Annotated in this window: 18 protein-coding genes; 12 read left to right on the forward strand and 6 right to left on the reverse strand. The window is 74.1% G+C overall.

Going from position 1 to position 19,131, the window contains the following annotated elements:
- The first annotated feature begins 359 nt into the window (after nt 1-359).
- The 5 genes from ACF09K_RS26000 (at nt 360) to ACF09K_RS26020 (ending at nt 5,049) form a co-directional block, all read left to right on the forward strand.
- On the forward strand, nt 360-1,931 hold the full coding sequence (locus ACF09K_RS26000; RefSeq protein ID WP_392247547.1) for a sensor histidine kinase: 1,572 nt from the start codon (nt 360-362) through the stop codon (nt 1,929-1,931).
- The gene (locus ACF09K_RS26005) at nt 1,928-2,335 is read left to right on the forward strand and encodes a roadblock/LC7 domain-containing protein (RefSeq protein ID WP_363089202.1); all 408 of its coding nucleotides are present in this window, start codon (nt 1,928-1,930) and stop codon (nt 2,333-2,335) included. Before ACF09K_RS26000 ends, ACF09K_RS26005 begins: the two co-directional genes overlap by 4 nt.
- Nucleotides 2,332-2,727 (forward strand): DUF742 domain-containing protein, encoded by a 396-nt coding sequence (locus ACF09K_RS26010; RefSeq protein WP_392247194.1) that lies wholly within the window; start codon nt 2,332-2,334, stop codon nt 2,725-2,727. Before ACF09K_RS26005 ends, ACF09K_RS26010 begins: the two co-directional genes overlap by 4 nt.
- Nucleotides 2,708-3,328, forward strand: coding sequence for an ATP/GTP-binding protein (locus ACF09K_RS26015; protein WP_392247196.1), 621 nt, complete (start codon nt 2,708-2,710; stop codon nt 3,326-3,328). The genes ACF09K_RS26010 and ACF09K_RS26015 overlap by 20 nt, the downstream gene beginning before the upstream one ends.
- 170 nt (nt 3,329-3,498) lie before the next feature.
- A complete protein-coding gene (locus ACF09K_RS26020) occupies nt 3,499-5,049 on the forward strand; it encodes a cytochrome P450 (protein WP_392247197.1) in 1,551 nt (516 codons plus the stop codon).
- Here the strand turns inward: ACF09K_RS26020 and ACF09K_RS26025 are convergent.
- Nucleotides 5,043-6,008, reverse strand: a complete 966-nt coding sequence (locus ACF09K_RS26025) for an RluA family pseudouridine synthase (protein ID WP_392247199.1) — start codon at nt 6,006-6,008, stop codon at nt 5,043-5,045. The two genes, ACF09K_RS26020 and ACF09K_RS26025, sit on opposite strands and share 7 nt — an antisense overlap.
- 69 nt (nt 6,009-6,077) lie before the next feature.
- On the opposite strand from ACF09K_RS26025, the gene ACF09K_RS26030 reads away from it, so the two are divergent.
- The gene (locus tag ACF09K_RS26030; protein ID WP_392247201.1) at nt 6,078-6,659 is read left to right on the forward strand and encodes a GNAT family N-acetyltransferase; all 582 of its coding nucleotides are present in this window, start codon (nt 6,078-6,080) and stop codon (nt 6,657-6,659) included.
- 68 nt (nt 6,660-6,727) lie between these two features.
- Here the strand turns inward: ACF09K_RS26030 and ACF09K_RS26035 are convergent, their stop codons facing one another.
- Together ACF09K_RS26035 and ACF09K_RS26040 are read right to left on the reverse strand one after the other, a co-directional pair.
- A complete protein-coding gene (locus ACF09K_RS26035; RefSeq protein ID WP_392247203.1) occupies nt 6,728-7,573 on the reverse strand; it encodes a siderophore-interacting protein in 846 nt (281 codons plus the stop codon).
- A gap of 97 nt (nt 7,574-7,670) precedes the next feature.
- Nucleotides 7,671-8,600, reverse strand: coding sequence for a 5'-3' exonuclease H3TH domain-containing protein (locus tag ACF09K_RS26040; protein ID WP_392247549.1), 930 nt, complete (start codon nt 8,598-8,600; stop codon nt 7,671-7,673).
- A 219-nt stretch (nt 8,601-8,819) separates the two neighbouring features.
- On the opposite strand from ACF09K_RS26040, the gene ACF09K_RS26045 reads away from it, so the two are divergent.
- The 4 genes from ACF09K_RS26045 to ACF09K_RS26060 all read left to right on the forward strand — a co-directional run bounded on the left by ACF09K_RS26045 (nt 8,820) and on the right by ACF09K_RS26060 (nt 13,445).
- Nucleotides 8,820-9,902 (forward strand): glycine betaine/L-proline ABC transporter ATP-binding protein, encoded by a 1,083-nt coding sequence (locus ACF09K_RS26045; RefSeq protein WP_392247205.1) that lies wholly within the window; start codon nt 8,820-8,822, stop codon nt 9,900-9,902.
- On the forward strand, nt 9,895-11,706 hold the full coding sequence (locus ACF09K_RS26050; protein ID WP_392247207.1) for an ABC transporter permease/substrate binding protein: 1,812 nt from the start codon (nt 9,895-9,897) through the stop codon (nt 11,704-11,706). The genes ACF09K_RS26045 and ACF09K_RS26050 overlap by 8 nt, the downstream gene beginning before the upstream one ends.
- A 453-nt stretch (nt 11,707-12,159) precedes the next feature.
- On the forward strand, nt 12,160-12,726 hold the full coding sequence (locus ACF09K_RS26055; protein ID WP_392247209.1) for a helix-turn-helix domain-containing protein: 567 nt from the start codon (nt 12,160-12,162) through the stop codon (nt 12,724-12,726).
- Nucleotides 12,726-13,445 carry a helical backbone metal receptor gene (locus ACF09K_RS26060; protein ID WP_392247211.1) on the forward strand — a complete coding sequence of 240 codons (720 nt, stop codon included), beginning with the start codon at nt 12,726-12,728 and terminating at the stop codon, nt 13,443-13,445. Before ACF09K_RS26055 ends, ACF09K_RS26060 begins: the two co-directional genes overlap by 1 nt.
- On the opposite strand, the gene ACF09K_RS26065 is transcribed toward ACF09K_RS26060, so the two are convergent.
- Complete coding sequence (locus ACF09K_RS26065) at nt 13,357-14,556, reverse strand: TDT family transporter (protein WP_392247213.1); 1,200 nt, start codon at nt 14,554-14,556, stop codon at nt 13,357-13,359. The genes ACF09K_RS26060 and ACF09K_RS26065 overlap by 89 nt on opposite strands.
- 70 nt (nt 14,557-14,626) lie before the next feature.
- Here ACF09K_RS26065 and ACF09K_RS26070 point away from each other — a divergent pair, with 70 nt between their 5' ends.
- A complete protein-coding gene (locus ACF09K_RS26070) occupies nt 14,627-15,577 on the forward strand; it encodes a LysR family transcriptional regulator (RefSeq protein ID WP_392247215.1) in 951 nt (316 codons plus the stop codon).
- A gap of 399 nt (nt 15,578-15,976) precedes the next feature.
- On the opposite strand, the gene ACF09K_RS26075 is transcribed toward ACF09K_RS26070, so the two are convergent.
- Both ACF09K_RS26075 and ACF09K_RS26080 read right to left on the reverse strand, forming a co-directional pair.
- Complete coding sequence (locus ACF09K_RS26075) at nt 15,977-16,687, reverse strand: gamma-glutamyl-gamma-aminobutyrate hydrolase family protein (RefSeq protein ID WP_392247217.1); 711 nt, start codon at nt 16,685-16,687, stop codon at nt 15,977-15,979.
- A gap of 117 nt (nt 16,688-16,804) precedes the next feature.
- The gene (locus tag ACF09K_RS26080; RefSeq protein WP_392247219.1) at nt 16,805-17,539 is read right to left on the reverse strand and encodes a FadR/GntR family transcriptional regulator; all 735 of its coding nucleotides are present in this window, start codon (nt 17,537-17,539) and stop codon (nt 16,805-16,807) included.
- A gap of 174 nt (nt 17,540-17,713) precedes the next feature.
- On the opposite strand from ACF09K_RS26080, the gene ACF09K_RS26085 reads away from it, so the two are divergent.
- Nucleotides 17,714-19,072, forward strand: a complete 1,359-nt coding sequence (locus tag ACF09K_RS26085) for a glutamine synthetase family protein (protein WP_392247221.1) — start codon at nt 17,714-17,716, stop codon at nt 19,070-19,072.
- Nucleotides 19,073-19,131 lie beyond the last annotated feature (59 nt).

Genomic DNA, 19,131 nt, shown 5'->3' on the forward strand with positions numbered 1-19,131 from the left:
GGCACTCGCGAAGCGGGCCTGCGCGTGACGGCCGTCCGACGGCCGCCCCCGCCTCCGCATCACCTGTCCCGGTGAAGGATTTCGCACGTCCGTACGGCATTACGCAGCGTGTGCGAACGAATTCCGAGCGTGCGAAACGCCCGAGGTTACTCCAGGTGCGGGTGTGGTTTCAGGCGGTTGTCGAACATGACGCGGCGGTGATCCGGCCGGACTAGGCTCGCCCGCGGCGCACCGAGTTGAGGCGTATTCGTGCGCTTGTTCCCGGACATCCCGATGATGCCGACAGATCCCCTACAGAGGGTGCCCACATGGTGAGTGTTCAGTCCCCACCCGGTCGCCGTGAACCGGCCCACATCCGTATGGTGCTGCTGCCGGCGACGGTGATGGCCGCGGCGACCGGAGCGGCCGTCGCCCTGGTGGCGACCCCGGCCCGGACGGCCGTCGGCGTCTGCGGAGCCGTCGCCACCCTCCTGGTGGCCCTCGCCGGCACCGAGGCGGTGCGCCGCGGCCGTCAACTGAAGGAACTGCGCGCGGAGAAGGAACGCCGGATCGGGAATCTGGAACGCCGGGTCTCCGCCCACGAGGAGCAGAACCTCCGGCTCGCCGACTTCTTCGTCCCCCAGGCGGTGGCCTGGCTGCGCGCCGGCAACTCGCCCCGGGAGGTGATGCTCCACTTCGCCGAGGTGGACGCCGGCTACCGCGACCTCGGCGAGGGACAGCGCAAGGTGGTCAAGACGATCCTCGAGATCGTCGACCACGAGGAGGCCCTGCGCGACTCCGCCCAGCGCTCGTTCGTCAGCGTCGCCCGGCGCGTCCAGGCCATCGTGCACCAACAGGCCGCGGAACTCAGGGAGATGGAGGAGGACCACGGCCGCAACCCCGAGGTCTTCGACGACCTCCTGCGCATCGACCACGGCACCGCCCTGATCGGCCGTCTCGCCGACTCCATCGGCGTGCTCGGCGGCGGCCGCCCCGGCCGCAACTGGCCCCAGCCCGTGCCGCTCTACAGCGTGCTGCGCGGCGCCATGTCCCGCATCCTGGAGTACCGCCGCATCCAGCTCGACTCCATCGCCAAGGTCAACATCCGCGGCCTGTCCGTCGAACCGCTGATCCACGCGCTCGCCGAACTCCTCGACAACTCCACCCGCTACTCGCCGCCCACCAGCAAGGTGCACGTCAACGCCGTCGAGGTGCAGACCGGCATCGCGATCGAGATCGAGGACGCCGGCGTCAGCCTCAGCGAGGAGGCCCGCGCCAAGGCCGAGCGCATGCTCGAACAGGCCATGGCCGGGGTCGACATCCAGGACGTCGGGGGCACCCCGCGCCTCGGGCTCGCGGTCGTCGGCCGGCTCTGCACGGCGTTCAACATGCAGATCTCCCTGCGCACTTCCGCCTACGGCGGTGTCCGCGCCGTACTGATCGCGCCGAGCGAGATGGTCACCTCCGACCCCGCGCCCGGCTTCGCCCACGGCATCGGCGCCACCGCCGTACCGCAGATCGACCTGGGCGACATCGAGGGCCCGAAGCGGCCTCCGAAGAAGCGCCGCCCCACCAACCCGAGGATCCCGGCGGATGTCTCCCTGGACGACGACGAGGTGCCCGAGGTCACCGAGTGGACCGACAAGGGCCTGCCGCAGCGCCGCAGCAAGACCACCGTCCCGATCAGCCAGCGCTACCGCGAGGCGTACGCCGCCCAGGCGGCCGAACGCGCCGGTGAGCCCGACCCGTTCGCGCTGCCCGCACCGGAACCCCGGCCCGGCGTGGAGCGGCAGGAGCCCGGCGTCGCCTTCGAGGCGTTCTGGGAGGGACTGAAGAAGGAGGCCCCGCCCGGACACCACCCGACGGACTTCACCCGCAATCCCACCGCATACCTGCATCTGCTCAAGGACAAGGCCGAGTTCGAGGCCGACGATGAAGGGGACCGCACGTGATCCAGCAGCGCCAAAACTTCGACTGGCTGCTCAAGGAACTGTACGACGGGGTTCCGGGCATCGAGATGATCGTCGTGCTCTCGGCCGACGGACTGCGCATCGCCCGCTACGCCGGTGATCCCGACGCCGCCGACCGGATCGCGGCGGCCTGCGCCGGCCTCCAGAGCCTGGCCAACGCCGTCGCCCAGGAGATCCACTCCAGCGACGGCGAGATGAACCTCGTCATGATCGAGCTGAACGGCGGCTACTTCTACATGATGTCCGCCGGTGCCAACGCCTACCTCGCCGTGCTCGCCGACGTCCGCTGCGAGGCCGGCCGGATGAGCGCCATGATGCGCGACCTCGTGGTGCGGATCGGCGCCCATCTGACCAGCCCGCCCCGGCGGAACGGGCAGAGCGTATGACGCCTCCGCAACGCCGACGGCGCGACCCCGCCCCGGAACCGCCCCCGCAGCCGTCGAAGGAGGGGGAGGGCAAGAACCCCGAACGGCTGTACATCATCACCGGACCGGACGGCGAACGCGCCCCGCTCGACCTCGTCACCCTGATCGTGGCGCGTGCCGAACCCCCCTCCTCCGCGCCCCCGGAGCAGTCGGCGGTGCTGCGGATGTGCCGGGCTCCGCTGTCGGTGGCCGAGGTGTCGGCCTACCTCGGCCTGCCGTTCAGCGTGGTGACGGTGCTGCTCACCGAGATGCTGGCGGCCGAACTCGTCCAGGCGCGCGCCCCGATCGTCCGGCAGCACCTCCCCGACCGTTCCCTCCTCGAAGCGGTGATCCATGGACTTCAACGGCTCTGACACCGTCCCCGGCCCACGCGCCGAGGACCACCTGCCGCAGACCACCACGGCGGCGGCCAAGATCGTCATCGTGGGCGGCTTCGGTGTCGGCAAGACGACCATGGTCGGGTCGGTCAGCGAGATCAAGCCGCTGACCACCGAGGAGACCATGACGCAGGCCGGTATCGGCGTCGACGACAACTACGGCTCCGACACCAAGACCGCCACCACCGTCGCCATGGACTTCGGCCGCATCCGCATCACGGACCAGGTCGTGCTCTACCTCTTCGGCACCCCCGGCCAGGAGCGGTTCTGGTTCCTGTGGAACGGCCTGTTCGAGGGCGCGCTCGGCGCGGTCGTCCTGGTCGACACCCGCCGCCTGGAGGTCAGCTTCGAGGTCATGGGCCGCCTGGAGGAACGCGGCGTGCCCTTCGTGGTCGCCGTCAACACCTTCCCCGACGGGCCCCGTTACCCGCTGGAGGACCTGCGGAGCGCCCTCGACCTGCCGCCCGAGATCCCGATCGTGGAGTGCGACGTGCGCCGCCGGGCCTCCAGCCGCGACGTGCTGATGACGCTGACGCGCTTCCTGCACGACCTCGTGCGGACCGGCAGCCTGACCTGACACGCGTCCCCCTGACGCCCGCCCACTCCCTGACACCCGCCCCCTCCTGCCTTCCGCCCCCTCCTGCCTTCCGCCCCCTCCTGCCTTCCGTCCACCTCTGCCTTCCGCCCCCCGCCTCCCGGCCCCTCCCGGACCCCTTTCGGAGCGACCCAGTGACGCCTGACCACCCCATGACGACCGGTCCCCACGACCTGGCCCTCGACCCGCCGCCCGGCTGCCCCGCGCACGGCCGTGGCCCCGGCGGACTGCGCCGGCTCTACGGGCCCGGCGCCGAGGACCTGGACGACCTCTACGAGCAACTGCGCGAGCAGCACGGCCCGGTGGCGCCCGTCCTGCTCCACGACGACGTGCCGATGTGGGTGGTCCTCGGCCACGCCGAGAACATGCACATGGTCCGCACGCCCTCCCAGTACAGCCGCGACAGCCGCATCTGGACGCCGCTGGTGGACGGCGCGGTCAAGCCCGACCACCCGCTCATGCCGCACATCGCCTGGCAGCCCATCTGCTCCCACGCCGAGGGCGACGAGCACAAGCGGCTGCGCGGCGCGGTCACCGCCGCCATGGCGACCATCGACGACCGCAGCCTGCGCCGGTACATCTACCGGTCCACCCAGCGCCTGGTCAACCGCTTCTGCGAGCGGGGCCGGGCCGAGCTGGTCGGCCAGTTCGCCGAGCACCTCCCGATGGCCGTGATGTGCCACGTGCTCGGCATGCCCGAGGAGTACGACGACCGCATGGTCCACGCCGCCCGGGACGCGCTCAAGGGCACCGGGACCGCGATCGCCAGCCACAACCACGTCATGGAGGCGCTGAGCCGGCTCACCGCCCGCCGCCGCGCCCGGCCCCAGGACGACTTCACCAGCCATCTCGTGCTGGACCCGGCGGAACTGACCGACGACGAGGTCCGGGAGCACCTGCGCCTGGTGCTCTTCGCCGCCTACGAGGCCACGGTCAACCTGCTCTCCAACGCCCTGCGGATGGTCCTCACCGACCCGCGGTTCCTCGCCCAGCTCAACGGCGGGCAGATGACGGTGCCGGAGGCGGTCGAGCAGTCCCTGTGGGACGAGCCGCCGTTCAGCACGGTCTTCGCCTACTTCGCCAAGCAGGACACCGAGCTGGGCGGACAGCGCATCCGCCGGGGCGACGGCCTCCTCTTCGCGCCCGCGCCCGGCAACGTGGACCCGCGGGTCCGTCCCGACCTGTCCGCCGGCATGCAGGGCAACCGCGCCCACCTCGCCTTCGGCGGCGGTCCGCACGAGTGCCCCGGCCAGGACATCGGGCGCGCCATCGCCGACGTCGGCGTCGACGCCCTGCTCACGCGCCTGCCCGACGTGCAGCTCGCCTGCGCGGAGGAGGACCTGCGCTGGACGACGTCGATCGCCTCCCGGCACCTCATGGAGCTGCCGGTCCGCTTCGAGCCCAAGCCCCAGCAGGACGTCATGGTCAGGCCCGCCCACGGTGCGCTCCCGCCGCCGCGTCCGGTCCTCCCGGTGACCCCCGGCACCACGCCGGCGCCCGGTACCGTACCCGCCGCTCCGCCGGCCACCCTCCTGCCACCGCCCGCCGAGCCCCGGCCGGCGACCGTCCCGCGCCCCCGGCCCGAGCACCAGCCCCAGCCTCAGCAGCAGCCCCGGCCCGAGCCCGCGGCGGCCCGCGCCGCGGAACCGGCCCGTCGGCCCAGCGGCTGGCGGCGCCTCCTCGACTGGTGGCGCGGCTACTGATCCCCGGCGCGCCCGCCGCCCCGGCCGTCGTGCGACGACCGGGCGGCCAGCGTCCGACGGCTCCGCAACCGGTGCTCCACCCCCGTCACCGGATCGGTGAACTCCAGCTCCCGCGCCAGCAGTTGCAGCGGGCGCCGGAAGTCGCCGGCCGGTCCGGGGGCGGTCACCTCGGGGTACAGGGGGTCGCCGAGGATGGGCACGCCCAGCGCGGTCATGTGCACCCGCAGCTGATGGGTCTGCCCGGTCCGCGGGATCAGCCGGTAGCGGGCGAGTCCGTCCGCGAGGTGCTCGGCCAGTTCGACGCGGCTGACCGCGTTGGGCTCGCCCGGCACCTCACGGGCGGTCAGCGTCCCGCGTTCCTTCACGATCCGGCTGCGCACGGTCACCGGCAGCGCCAGCCCCGGATCGTACGGCGCGACAGCCTCGTACACCTTGCGGACCAGGCGGTCGCGGAACAGGGTCTGGTAGGCACCCCGCTCCTCGGGACGCACGGTGAACAGCACCAGGCCCGCGGTGAGCCGGTCCAGTCGGTGGGCGGCGCCCAGCGCGGGCAGCTCCAGCTCCCGCCGCAGCCGGGCCAGCGCGGTCTCGGTGACGTGGCTGCCGCGCGGTGTGGTGGCGAGGAAGTGGGGCTTGTCGGCCACGACGACGTGCTCGTCGCGGTACACGACCTCCACCGGGAACGGCACCGGCTCCTCGGCGGGCAGGTCCCGGTGGAACCAGACGAACATCCCCGGCACGTACGCCGCGTCCGCCGCCACCGCCCGCCCGTCGGCCCCGACGATCCGCCCCGCCGCGAACAGCGCGTCCACGGCCCCGGCCCGCTCCGGCCCGAACCGCTGCGCCAGGTGCTCCCGCACGGTCGCCCAGGAGCCCCCGCCCGGCAGCCGCACCCGTACCGGGTCGACCCCGTCACGCTGCGGGAGGGGGGACAGCGGGGGAGCGGTGCGGCGTCTCATCGGAATCCACCCTACGGCCGCCGCGAAAACCCGTTGGCACGCTCCCGGCCGGTGGGCATGCTTCCCGGCATGCCCTTCCTGACCGGTCCCGTCCTCCCCGCCGGCGCCCTCGCCACGTCCCCGCAACCGCTCCTGTCCACCGGCGACGGCCTTCTCCTGCGGCCCTGGCGGGCCACGGACGCGCCCGCCGTCCATGCCGCCTTCCAGGACCCGCTGCTGCATCGGTGGCACGTCCGGGCCGCCGACTCCGTCGCCGAGGTCACCGGCTGGATCGAGGAGTGGCTGGCCGAGTGGACCGGGGAGCGGACCGCCCAGTGGGCCGTCGTCGACGCGGCCACCGACGCGCTGCGCGGACGCGTGGCGCTGCGCGGCATCGAACTCGGCGACGGCGTGGCCGAGGTGGCCTACTGGACCACGGCGGCCGCCCGGGGCCGGCGGGTGGCCGCCCGCGCCACGAGCGCCCTGTCGCGGTGGGCCCTCGACGAGGTCGGCTTCCACCGCCTGGAACTGCTGCACGCCACGGCCAACGAGGCCTCCTGCCGCGTGGCCGCCAGGGCCGGCTTCCTCCTGGAGGGCACCAAACGCAGCGCGGGCCTGCACCAGGACGGCTGGCACGACATGCACCTGCACGCCCGGGTGCGGGGCGACTGACCGGGGCCGGGGCCGGGGCTCGGGGCCCCGCCCGCCTCGGCCGCCCGCCTCGGCCGCCCGTCCCGGCGTCAGGCGGCCGGTGTGGTGTTCTCCTGCTCGGCCTCCACGCGCGCGTTCCACTCCCGCTTGGCGGCCTGCCAGCCGTCCTCGTCGTGGCCGAGCCGCCAGTAGCCGGAGACCGACAGGTCCTCGCGGGGGATCCGCAGTTCGACCCGCAGCAGCCTGCGCAGTTCCTTCACGAAGGCGGCCTCGCCGTGGACGAAGGCGTGCAGCCGGCCCTCGGGGAACTCCAGCGCGCGGACCGCCGCCAGGAGCCGCTCGCCGACCGGACGCCCGCCGCGGTGCAGCCAGACGACCTCCACGTCGGAGTCGATCTTCTGCTCCTCCTCGGGGCCGGAGACCTCGACGAGGGCGTGCGCCACGGCGCCGGCGGGCAGCGACTCCAGCGCCGCCGCGATGGCGGGCAGCGCGCTCTCGTCACCGGCCAGCAGGTGCCAGTCGGCGGCCGGGTCGGGGGCGTAGGCGCCACCGGGGCCCAGGAAGCGGACGGTCTCGCCCGGCCGGACACGGGCCGCCCACGGCCCGGCGATACCCTCGTCGCCGTGCAGGACGAAGTCCAGGGTCAGCTCGCGGTGCTCGGCGTCCCAGCGGCGCACGGTGTACGTCCGCGTCACGGGCCACTGCTCGCGGGGGAACTCCGCGCGGATGCGCTCCAGGTCGAAGGGCTCCGGGTAGGTCACGCCCTCGGGTCCGAACAGCAGCTTCACGTAGTGGTCGGTGCAGGTGCCGGCGGGGAACCCGGCCAGCTCCTCCCCGCCGAGGACGACGCGCTGCATGTGGGGGGTGAGCCGTTCGGTGCGGACGACCCGCGCGGAACGGGGCTTCCGGGGCTTCCGTGCCGGACGTTCTGCCATGACGGCCTCCCGAGCCTTCATTGGTTAGGTTTGCCTAAGTTAGCATCTCGTGCCGCCGCGGCACCCCACCGCGCGGTCCCGCTCGCGGGGCCGACGTCTACGCGCCGAGCGTGGTCAGCAGCCGCTGCAGCGACCCGCCGAGCCCCCAGCGCTCCGCCAGCCCTGCCAGTTCCGCGGGTTCCCGCGCGGCACGCGGGAGCCGCGTCGTCACCGCCGGCAGCGGCACGTCGTCGGCGACCCTGACCACCTTCGGCGCGACGGCGAGGTAGGGGCCGGCCTCGCCGAGCCGCTTGCGCTGCGTGGGCGTGAGCCGGGCCCCGGGGTCGTCGACCGCGGCCAGGATCCCGGCCAGGTCGCCGAACTCGGCCAGCAGCTTGGCCGCCGTCTTCTCGCCGATGCCCGGCACGCCGGGCAGGCCGTCGCTCGGATCGCCGCGCAGCAGCGCCAGATCCGCGTACCCGCGCCCGTCGACGCCATACTTCTCGCGCAGCCACGCCTCGTCCGTGGTCTGCAGCGTGCCGACGCCCTTCAGCGGGTACAGCACCCGCACCCCGCGCGCGTCGTCCACCAGCTGGTACAGGTCGCGGTCGCCGGTGACGATGTCGACCGGGCCCTTCGCGCGCGCGGTGAAGGTGCCGATCACGTCGTCCGCCTCGTACCCGGCGACACCGACGCGGGCGATGCCCAGCGCGTCCAGGACCGCCTCGATCACCGGCACCTGCGGGGAGAGCGTGTCCGGCACCTCCTCCTCGTCCGGCCCCGCCTCGTGCTCCTCGGCGACCCGGTGCGCCTTGTAGGAGGGGATGAGGTCGACCCGCCACCGCGGCCGCCAGTCGGCGTCCATGCAGGCGACCAGCTCGTCGGGCCGGTGGTCCCTGACCAGGCGGTCGATGAAGTCCAGCAGCCCGCGCACGGCGTTCACCGGCGTGCCGTCCGGGGCCCTCACGGAGTCGGGGACACCGAAGTAGGCACGGAAATACAGGGAGGCGGTGTCGAGGAGCATCAGTCGTCCGGTCACGCCACGCATCATGCCGCACCGGCCCGGCGGGCGGCCGCCGCGATTCACTCCCGTGGCAGGTGTGAAGGGTCTGTGAACTGTCCCACGGGCGTGTTTGCCCTTGCCGGTCGGGGGCAGGTGCCGCGTCGGAGCGGTGCCGGTTGCACATTCAACTGCTGTGAACGCCCGGCGGGCCGCACCCGGCCCCGCCGCCGCTCCCGTCCCTGCCCCCGACCAGAGAAGGTACGTGTGTCCTCCAGGCTGGAAGCCGACCACCTGTACAAGGTGTTCGGCAGACGACAGGACGAGGCGGTCGAGCGGCTGCGCCGCGGCGCCGACCGGGACGAGCTGCGCGGCGACGGCACCACCGCCGCCGTCATCGACGCCTCCTTCACCGTGGACCCCGGCCAGATCTTCGTCGTCATGGGCCTGTCCGGCTCCGGGAAGTCCACCCTGCTGCGCATGCTCAACGGACTGCTGGAGCCCACCGCGGGACGCGTCCTCTTCGACGGCGAGGACCTGACCGCGCTCGGCGACCGCGAACTGCGCGAGGTCCGCGCCAGGAAGATCAGCATGGTCTTCCAGCACTTCGCGCTCTTCCCGCACCGCAGCGTCCTCGACAACGCCGGCTACGGCCTCGCCGTGCAGGGCGTCCCGCGCGCCGAACGCGAGGAGCGCGCCGGCGAGGCCCTGCGGCTGTGCGGACTGGCCGGCTGGGAGAAGTCCTGGCCGGACGAGCTGTCCGGCGGCATGCAGCAGCGGGTGGGACTCGCCCGCGCCCTCGCCACCGACGCCGACCTGCTCCTGATGGACGAGTCCTTCAGCGCGCTGGACCCGCTGATCCGCCGCGACATGCAGGACCAGCTGCTCACGCTCCAGAAGACCCTGAAGAAGACGATCGTCTTCATCACCCACGACCTCAACGAGGCCATGCGCCTGGGCGACCGCATCGCCGTCATGCGCGACGGCCGCATCGTGCAGAACGGCACCGCCGAGGACATCCTCGTCCGCCCGGCCGACGACTACGTCGCCTCCTTCATCCAGGACGTCGACCGCTCCCGCGTACTGACCGCGTCCGCGGTCATGGACACCGCCGTCCGCGGCGACGAGGCCGACTGCGGCTGCGCCACCGCGGACCCCGACACCCCCTTCACCGAGCTGTGCGCGCTCAGCGCCCGCACGACGCACCCGGTCGCCGTCGTGAACGCGCGGCGCGAACTCGTCGGAGTGGTCCCGCGCCGGCGCCTCGTCGGCTTCCTCGGCGACGAACACGGGGAGCCCACCGCCTGTGCCGACCCGCGCGACGGGGGGAAGGTGACCGCCCGTGCCTAGGCTGCACCTCGGTGACTGGGTCGACTCCGGCGTGGACTGGCTCGTCACCCACATGTCCTGGCTGTTCGACGCCGTCAAGGCGGTCGTCGAAGGCATGTACGACGGCATCGACACCGTCCTCACCGCCCCCGAGCCCCTGCTGCTCGCCGGCATCCTCGCCGTCCTCGCCTGGTGGCTGCGCGGCCTGGTCGCGGGCGTCCTCGGCTTCGCCGGGTTCGCGCTCGTCGACTCCCTCGACCTGTGGGAGGAGGCGATGTCCACGCTGTCGCTGGTGCTCGTCGCCACGGTGATCGCCCTGGTGATCTCGGTGCCGCTGGGCATCCGGGCGGCCCGCTCCCCGGCCGTCAGCGCCGCCCTGCGACCGGTCCTGGACCTGCTCCAGACCATGCCGTCGATGGTCCTGCTGATCCCCGCGATCCTCTTCTTCGGCATGGGCGTGCCCGCCGGCGTGATCGCCACCCTGATCTTCGCGCTCGCCCCCGGCGTGCGCATGACCGAACTCGGCATCCGCCAGGTCGACGCCGAACTCGTCGAGGCTGCGGAGGCCTTCGGCACGACGCCCCGCGACACCCTCTGGCGGGTCCAGCTACCGCTCGCCCTGCCGACGATCATGGCGGGCGTCAACCAGGTCATCATGCTCGGCCTGTCGATGGTCGTCATCGCCGGCATGGTCGGCACCGGCGGCCTCGGCGGCTCCGTCAACGAGGCCATCGGCCGGCTCGACATCGGCCTCGGCTTCGAGGCCGGCCTCGGCATCGTCGTGCTCGCCATCTACCTGGACCGCATGACCGGCGCCCTCGGCACCCGCCTCTCCCCGCTCGGCCGCCGCGCCACCGCCAAGGCCCGCCCCACCGTGTGGAGCCACCGCCCCCGCCCGGCCGTGGCCGTGGTCGGCGTGCTCGTCCTGGCGCTCGTCGCCGGCGGCATGGGCGTCTTCGGCTCGAACTCCGGCACCGCCGAGGCCTCCGCCGCGGACGTCGGCAAGGGCGAGGAGATCACCATCGGCTACATCCCCTGGGACGAGGGCATCGCCTCCACCTACCTGTGGAAGGAGCTGCTGGAGGAGCGCGGCTTCGAGGTGAAGACCACCCAGTACGCCGCCGCCCCCCTCTACACCGGCCTCGCTACCGGTCAGGTCGACTTCCAGACCGACTCCTGGCTGCCCACCACGCACGCCGAGTACTGGAAGAAGTACGGCGACCAGCTCGACGACCTCGGCACCTGGTACGGCCCCACGTCCCTTGAGCTGAGCGTCCCGGCGTACATGAAGGACGTGAACACCCTCGCCGACCTGAAGGCGAAGTCGGCCGAGTTCGGCGGCCGGATCACCGGCATCGAACCCAGCGCCGGAATGATGGGCCTGCTCAAGGACAAGGTCGTCGAGGAGTACAGCCTCGACGGCTACCGGGTCGTCGACGGGTCGACCCCGGCGATGCTCGCCGAGCTGAAGCGGGCCTACGCCAGGAAGGACCCGATCGTCGTCACGCTCTGGTCGCCGCACTGGGCCTACAGCGAGTACGACCTGAAGAAGCTGAAGGACCCCCGGGGCGCCTGGGGCGAGGGCGACGGCGTGCACACCCTGTCCCGCGAGGGCTTCGCCGCCGACCACCCCGAGGTCGGCGCCTGGCTGAAGGACTTCTCCATGACCGAGGAGCAGCTCACCGGTCTGGAGGCGCGCATCCAGAAGGCCGGCAAGGGCAAGGAGCAGGAAGCCGTCCGCGCCTGGCTGAAGGAGAACCCCGGCCTGCTCGACCGGTGGGCACCGGTCGGCGGAGTGGGGGAGCGGAGCAGGGCGGCCGGGTGACCTGACAGCACCCGGGCCGTCCCGCGCGGGGCGGGCGCCGGCGCACCTCCACAGGACGTGCGCCGGGGCCCGCCCCGCGCCGCCGTTCGCACGGCACGGATCCGGCCGAACGCACAGCGCCACGTCCGGGCCCGGACGGCCGTCGGCACCGGCCGCCCGACCAGCCGGATCACGCCGCGCGAACGGCGGCGCGAACGCCGCGGGAACGCCCCGGGAACACCGGGAGGCCGCCGGGCATTGAACCGGAGGACGAGGGGGAAACGCCCCCGCCCGCGGACGATCGGCCGGCGCGAATCGTGACGTCCCGTGTGACGCCGGACGTCCTCGATGTGACGGGCCCGTGAAACGGTTTGCCGAACATGCGTAGGGTGCAAGAGAACTCCATCAGACGCCGTGCGCCCGCGACGGGGCACCCGGCATGCGGACCGACGAGCGGAGGAGGGAGCCGAAGCGATGGGCGACCACAAAGAACAGCCGCTCCGGGTGGGCGCGGCCGTCCGGCGGCGGCGCCGGTCCCTGGACCTCACGCTCGCCGTCGTGGCCGAGCGCAGCGGGTTGTCGGTCCCGTTCCTGAGCCAGATCGAGAACGACCGGGCGCGGCCCAGCACCGGTTCCCTGGAGAAGGTCGCCGACGCCCTGCGCACCACGGCCGTCGAACTCCTCGCCGCCGCCGACCCGGCGTGCAGCGTCGACGTCGTGCGCGCCGAGACCACCGGACCCGAACCCGGTCCGCGCTCCCGGTCGCTGGTCCGTGGCCACCACCAGATGCACGCCTCGGAGTTCACCGGCGACCACGAGGCCGGCCGCGAGTTCCAGTACCGCAACGACCAGTTGATGTACGTCGCCGACGGCGCGGTGGAGATCGAGGCCGAGGGCCGGGCCTACCGTCTCGGCCGCGGCGACACCCTGTACCTCACCGGCGGGGTCCGGCACCGCTGGCGCGCGACCGTGCCGGACACCCGGGTCGTGGTCGTCGCCGTGGCGGAGCACATCGAGGCGGTCCGGGACCGCAAGCGGTAGTGCGGGCCGTCTCCCTGGTGCCCTCGCTCACGGAGGCGGTGGCCGTCACCCTGCCCGGCGTCCTGGCCGGTGCCACCGACTGGTGCACCCACCCGGCGGGCCTCGACGTCGTCCGGGTGGGCGGCACCAAGAACCCCGCGACCGACCGGATCGCCGCGCTCGCGCCCGATCTCGTGATCGCCAACGAGGAGGAGAACCGCGAGCCGGACCTCGCCGCCCTCCGGGACGCCGGCATCGAGGTCCTGGTCACCGAGGTCCGCAACGTGCCGCAGGCCTTCCGCGAGCTGGCCCGCGTGCTGGCGGCCTGCGGGGCCCGCTCGCGCCCCCGCTGGCTGGACGAGGCCGAGGAGGCCTGGAGCGCTCCGCGACCGCCCGGCCGGCGCCGCACGGCCGTCGTGCCCGTCTGGCGGCGGCCGTGGATGGTCCTGGGCCGCGACACCTTCGCCGGGGACGTCCTCGCCCGCCTCGGGGTGGACCACCTGTACACGGCCCACCCGGACCGCTATCCGAAGGTCACGGCCCGGGAACTGCGGGCGGCCGCCCCGGACCTGGTCGTCCTCCCCGACGAGCCCTACCGCTTCACCGCCGGCGACGGCCCGGAGGCGTTCCCCGGCCTGCCGTGCGCCCTCGTCAGCGGACGGCACCTGACGTGGTACGGCCCGTCGCTCGCCGAGGCCCCCCGCGTGCTGGCCGGGGCGCTGCGAGCAGCCGGCCGCTGACCAGCCCCCGCACGGTGTGCGCGGTGACGACGACCCAGGCGGTCACGAGCACGGCGTACAGACCGGCGGCCAGCGCCCCGTACGCGACCAGCCCGGTGTGCCGGGCCAGCGCCGCGGCGCCGGTCACACAGGTGCCGACCGGGAAGGTGAACGCCCACCACGTCATCGCGAAGCCCATTCCGCGCCGGCGGGCCCGCACCACGAGGGCGCCGGCCAGGCACAGCCACAGCAGTGCGAACCCCATGACGGGCACCCCGTACAGGACGGCGAGGACCGCGAGAGCCCGGCCGTCCGCGGCCGGGGCCACCGAGGGCGCGGCCTCCGCGAACGCCCCGACGGCCGTCGTCGACTGCCCGAGCGGCCCCAGGACCAGGAACAGGGTCGGCGTCAGGGCGAGCGGCAGCGGCCCGCCCGTGACCAGCCGGGCGAAGACCAGCGGCAGCATCACCAGCGTGGCGAGCAGACTCAGCCCGAACAGCGCGAAGCACGCGAACAGCAGCGTCTCGCGGGCCTGCCCGGCCGGCAGGTACGGCACCAGGCGCGGCCCCGTCGCCGCCGGCACCATCGGCGCGACGAGCGGCAGCAGCCACACCGGGGTGGCCTGCTCCGGCCCGACCCGATGGCGCACGGCCATCAGGTACGGCACGGCGACGGCCGCCGCGAGCCCCACCGCCGTACCGGCGCCTGACAGCACGGCGCCGAGGGCCACGGCCGCGCCGGTGCCGATCCAGTCCCGGCCGACGGAGAGCGTCCCGCCGCCGACCGCGACCAGCGCCATCGCCAGGCAGCCGTAGAACGGGACCGTCGCCGGGTCCAGGACATGGGCGCGGGCCTGGTCGCGGTGGTGACGCCAGTGCAGGGCCCGGGCGGTGAGCAGGGCCGGCAGCAGGACCAGGGAGAGCGCCCAGACGGCCGCGCAGGCGGGGCGCAGTCCCGGCGGGCGGGCGGGCAGCGCGGCGCCCGCCGTCGCCACCACGGCGGTGCCCATGACCGTGGCGTACCAGTGGGGGCCGAGATGGCGGACGGCGGCGGCACGCGGGCGCGGCCGGGGGCCCGCGACGGGGGCGGAGGAGGGCAGGGAGGAGGGGGCGGGCTGGACTGCGGTGACCATGATCCCACCGTCCCGTCCCGACGCCCCCGCGACCAGGGACGATGACTCTATGGGGGCATAAGCTGGCTTTATGAGTGGCGACGAGACGACGCACGAACCCGCGCCCGAACCCTTGGGGGAGCGGCCCGACGGATCGATCGCGCACCGGGTCCCCGACCTCGGCGCCCTGGAGCTGCTGCTGGCCGTGGCCCGGCTCGGCAGCCTCGGGGCGGCCGCCCGCGAACTGGGCATCACCCAGCCGGCCGCGAGCAGCCGCGTCCGCACGATGGAACGCCAGCTCGGGGTGGCCCTCGTGGACCGCTCCCCGCGCGGTTCCCGGCTCACCGACGCCGGGGCGCTCGTCACCGACTGGGCGCGGCGGATCGTCGAGGCGGCGGCCGCCTTCGACGCGGGCGCGCAGGCGCTGCGCGACCGGCGCGACTCGCGGCTGCGGGTCGCGGCGAGCATGACCATCGCCGAGTACCTGCTGCCCGGCTGGCTCCTCGCGCTGCGCGCGCAGCGCCCGGACACGGCGGTGTCGCTGCTCGCGGGCAACTCGACGGCGGTGGCGGAACGCCTGCTGTCCGGCGAGGCCGACCTCGGTTTCGTCGAGGGGCTCAGCGTGCCGGCGGGCCTGGACTCGACGGTCATCGCCCACGACCGGCTGATCGTCGTCGTCGCGCCGGCGCATCCGTGGGCGCGGCGCCGGCGGGCGGTGTCCGCGCCGGAACTGGCCTCGACGCCGCTGATCCTGCGGGAGGAGGGCTCCGGTACGCGGCAGGTCCTGGACGCGGCCCTCGGCGGACTGGCCCGCCCCCTGATCGAGCTGTCCTCGACGACGGCGGTGAAGGCGGCCGCGGTCGGCGGCGCGGGCCCGGCGGTCCTGAGCGAGCTGGTGGTGGGGGAGGAGCTGGGCCTGCGGCGCCTGGTGTCCGTCCCGGTGGACGGCGTCCGCCTGGCCCGGGACCTCCGGGCGGTCTGGCCCACGGGCCACCGCCCCACGGGCCCGGCCCGGGACCTGCTGTCGCTGACGCGGGGGTAGCGGTCGGTCAGGGCCGCGGGCGGACGGGGACCGGTCCGCCCGGTCCGCCCGGTCCGCCCGCGGTCGGGATGGGGCCCGCCCAGGGGCGACACGGGGGTAGTCGGTGATCAGGGCCGCGGCCGGGTGGGGACCGGCGCGTCCGGCCCGTCCGGCGGTCGGGACGGGGCCCGCCCAGGGGTGAGGCGGGGCTCGGGGCGCAACCCCCGGGGGCGGACCGGGAGGGGGCGGCGGGGCGGAGACCTGCCTGGACCCGCCGTACTCGTCGCACCCGCCGTGCGGTTCCGCCTCGCGGGCCCGCGAGGCCGCCTCACCCCGCGGGTCCGCCGCGCGGCTCGGCTTCGCGGGTCTGCCGCGCGGCCGCACCCGGCTGTCCCGCCTCGCCGCCTCACCCCGCCGTCATCAGCCCCCGCCGCACCCCGCCGCCGTCACCAGCCCCCGCATCACCCGCACATCGTCCCCCGCCTCCGGATGCCACTGCACCCCCAGCACCCACCGCCCGCCCGCGGACGGGAGTTCGACGGCCTCCACCGTCCCGTCCTCCGCGTACGCGGACGCCACCAGTCCCGTCCCCAGCCGCTCCACCGCCTGGTGGTGGAAGGTGGGCACCGACGTCTCCTCCGGCACCAGCCCGGCGTACCGGGTGCCCGGCACGGGCTTGACCGCGTGCCGCCCGAACACCCCGGGCGCCTCCGCGTGCCCGGGCAGGTGCTGCACGAGCGACCCCCCGAGCGCCACGTTCAGCAACTGCATCCCCCGGCAGATCCCCAGCAGCGGCACCCCCGCCCCCAGCGCCGCCCCGATCAACGCCAGCTCCCAGGCGTCCCGCTCCCGCGCCGGCGGACCCGTCCGGGGATCGCGCTCGGCGCCGTAGCGCGCGGGCTCCACGTCGGGCCCGCCCGCGATCACCAGCCCGTCCAGCCGGGCCACGGCGGACGCCGCGTGCTCGGGGGCGTCCGGCGGCAGCATCACCGCCAGCGCGCCCGCCCGCTGCACGAGCCGCGGATACCCGGCCGGCAGCAGCACCGCCTCCAGCTCCCACACCCCCCACCGCGTACCGGTCTCCAGATAGGTGCTGACGCCGATCAGCGGTCTGTCCGTCCCGTTCGCCACGCCCCGCCCTCCGTCCCGCCGTCGGCCACCGCCTCCGCACGGCCGTTGCCTCCGCACGGTCGCTGTCCCCGTGCGGACCGAATGGACCATAAGTGAACCATTGAACACGCCCGTGGGTCAGGCGTGGAAGCCCCGCAGCAGCGCGGCCGTCCCGGCGCAGTGCTCGCGCATGATCTCCCGGGCCCCGTCCGCGTCGCCGTCGAGCACCGCCCCCACCAGCGCCGTGTGCTGGCGCTGGGAGTGCTCCAGGTTGCGCACCAGCAGCGGGATGCAGTCCAGCAGGTCGTTGAGCGTGGCCCGGACCGCCGCGTACTGCGCCGCCAGCGACGGGGAGCCGCACAGCTCGGCGAGGGTGAGGTGCAGCATCGTGTCGTGGCGGCGGTACTCGGCGAGCGGCGCGTCCCTGGTGCGCGCCAGCGCCGTCCGCAACCGTCCGGCCCGCCCCGCCGTCAGCCCGTGCGCCGCGCACAGGCCCGCCGCGCCGACCTCCAGCACCTCCCGGAACCGGAGCACGTCCTCCAGGCCGGCCTGGGTGATCCGCCGCCGCAGCTCGTCCTCGCCGACCGCGTCCGTGCGCGGCAGCACGAACGTCCCGCCGTACCTGCCGCGGCGGGACTCCACGAGCCCCTGGTCCTGGAGCACCTTCAGCACCTCGCGCAGCGTCACCCGGCTGATCCCGAGCCGCTCCGCCAGGTCCCGTTCGGCCGGGAGCCGTTCCCCGGCGGGCACCAGACCCAGCCGTACCACCTGGAGGACCTGCTGCAGGGCCTCCTCGAAACCGTTCCCGGCCCGCACCGGCCGGAGCACCGGCGTCAGCCGGTCCGCCGGTCCTTCCCCGCCGTCCGCCGGCATCCCGTCGCGCCCCCTTCCCAAGTAAAGGTTCCCGGCAATACCTTATGGCTCCCGGTCGTCCGACACAGCCCCCAGCAGCAGCCCCAGCAGCGCCCCGCAGCCGTGACAACAGCCCCCGCAGCCGCAGCCGCAGCAGCAGTCGTAACAGCCGAGGAAGCCTGAGGAGGCCCTCCCGTGGCAGACCGCACACCCCCGCTCGGCGTCGAGGAACTGCACGCCCTCGTCGCCGGCGGTGAGATCGACACCGTCGTCCTCGCCTTCCCCGACATGCAGGGGCGTCTCCAGGGCAAGCGGTTCGCCGCCCGCTTCTTCCTCGACGAGGTCCTCGAACACGGCACCGAGGGCTGCAACTACCTCCTCGCCGTCGACGCCGAGATGAACACGGTCGGCGGTTACGAGATGTCCTCGTGGGAACGGGGCTACGGCGACTTCGCCATGCGTCCCGACCCGAGCACCCTGCGCCGCCTGCCCTGGCACCCCGGTACGGCGATGCTCCTCGCCGACCTCGCCTGGGAGGACGGCTCGCCCGTGGCCGCCGCCCCCCGGCAGATCCTGCGCCGCCAGCTCGAACGCCTCGCCGACCTGGGCTACACCGCCCGGGTCGGCACCGAGCTGGAGTTCATCGTCTTCAAGGACACCTACGAGCAGGCCTGGGACGCCCGTTACCGGGGACTCACCCCGGCCAACCGGTACAACGTCGACTACTCGATCCTCGGCACCGGCCGCGTCGAGCCCCTGCTGCGCCGCCTGCGCAACGACATGGCCGGCGCCGGTCTCACCGTCGAGTCCGCCAAGGGCGAGTGCAACCCCGGCCAGCACGAGATCGTCTTCCGCTACGACGAGGCCCTGGTCACCTGCGACCAGCACGCCCTCTACAAGACCGGCGCCAAGGAGATCGCCTCCCAGGAGGGCGTCTCCCTCACCTTCATGGCCAAGTACGACGAGCGCGAGGGCAACTCCTGCCACATCCACCTCTCCCTCGCGGACGCCGACGGCACCAACGCGATGGCCGGGCCGGACGGGATGTCCGACGTCATGCGCCACTTCCTCGCCGGACAGCTCGCCGCGCTGCGCGACTTCTCCCTCCTGTACGCCCCGCACATCAACTCCTACAAGCGGTTCCAGCCGGGCTCCTTCGCCCCGACCGCCGTCGCCTGGGGACACGACAACCGCACCTGCGCCCTGCGCGTCGTCGGCCACGGCCGCTCCCTGCGCTTCGAGAACCGGCTGCCCGGCGGCGACGTCAACCCGCACCTCGCCGTCGCCGCACTGGTGGCCGCCGGCCTCCACGGTGTCGAGCGGAAGCTGGAACCGCCCGAGCCCTGTACGGGCAACGCCTACACCGCCGACTACGCGCACGTCCCCACCACCCTGCGCGAGGCCGCCGAGCTGTGGGAGAACAGCGCCATCGCCCGGGCGGCCTTCGGCGACGAGGTCGTCGCGCACTACCGCAACATGGCCCGTGTCGAGGTGGAGGCCTTCGACGCGGCGGTCACCGACTGGGAGCTGCGCCGCTCCTTCGAACGCATGTGAGGCCCTCCTTGCCCGACCAGCCCTCTTCCGACCGGCCCTCTTCCGACCAGCCCTCTTCC

This window comes from Streptomyces sp. NPDC014882, from assembly GCF_043081325.1.
Taxonomy (GTDB): Bacteria; Actinomycetota; Actinomycetes; order Streptomycetales; family Streptomycetaceae; genus Streptomyces.